2 protein-coding genes are annotated in these 859 nt (G+C 69.0%); both read left to right on the top strand.

Annotation, left to right across the window (positions count from 1 at the left end; genetic code table 11):
• A partial coding sequence (locus ABGB05_RS36945; protein ID WP_347658681.1) for an acyl carrier protein occupies positions 1 to 206 on the top strand: 206 nt, incomplete at its 5' end.
• Positions 199 to 859 (top strand): condensation domain-containing protein (locus tag ABGB05_RS36940; RefSeq protein ID WP_347658680.1); only part of this gene is annotated, 661 nt, incomplete at its 3' end. The genes ABGB05_RS36945 and ABGB05_RS36940, both read left to right, overlap by 8 nt.

Raw genomic sequence — 859 nt, 5'->3', positions numbered from 1 at the left:
ACCTCGGCGGCAACTCCCTCCAGGTCATCCGGGTCGTCAACCGACTCAACAACGCCTTCGGCACCACCCTCGGAGTCCGCGACTTCTACACCGCCCCGAACATCGCCACCCTCGCCAACCGCATCGAGGAGAACGTGCTGGCGAATCTGAGCCAGGACGACCTGGCCCAGTTGCTCGACGACGAAGGAGACGGCCGCCATGGCTGACCGGCTGAAGCAGAGCACCGAGCTGTCCCCCAGCGAGCGGGCCCGGGTGATGGAGCGGCTGATCCGGCGGCGGGCCGCGCAGCAGGCGGCGGACGCCGACCGGATCCCGCGGCGCCCGCCGGGCCAGCCCGTGCCGTTGTCGTTCGGTCAGGAGGCGCTCTGGTTCGTCGACCAGCTCGACCCCGGGCAGTCCACCTACAACCTGCCGCTGCTCTACCGGCTGCGGGGGCGGCTCGACATCGAGGCGCTGCGCCGGTCCCTGGAGATCGTGGTCGACCGGCACGAGGTGCTGCACACCACGTACGAGGCCCGGGACGGTGAGTCCTACCAACTGCTATCCCCACAGGGGTCGTTCCCGCTGCCGGTCGAGGACGTCTCCGTCCTGCCGGTCGAGGAGCGGGAGGAGGCGGCCCGGCAGGCGGCCTCCCGGGAACGGCACGTGCCCTTCGACCTGACGTCGGGCCCGCTCTTCCGGGCCCGGGTGGTCCGGTTGTCCGAAGAGGAGCATCTGCTCTGCCTGACGTCGCACCACAGTGTGGCGGATGGGTGGTCGGTGGGTTTGTTGAATGGTGAGTTGTCGGTGTGTTATGGGGCGTTGGTGGGGGGTGGGGAGCCGGTTTTGGGGGAGTTGCCGGTGCAGTTTGGTGATTTTG

Source organism: Plantactinospora sp. B5E13 (genome assembly GCF_039871775.1).
Classification (GTDB): Bacteria; Actinomycetota; Actinomycetes; order Mycobacteriales; family Micromonosporaceae; genus Plantactinospora.
The sequence above is the reverse complement of the archived record's forward strand: the minus strand, read 5'-3'. Positions and strand labels throughout refer to the sequence as shown.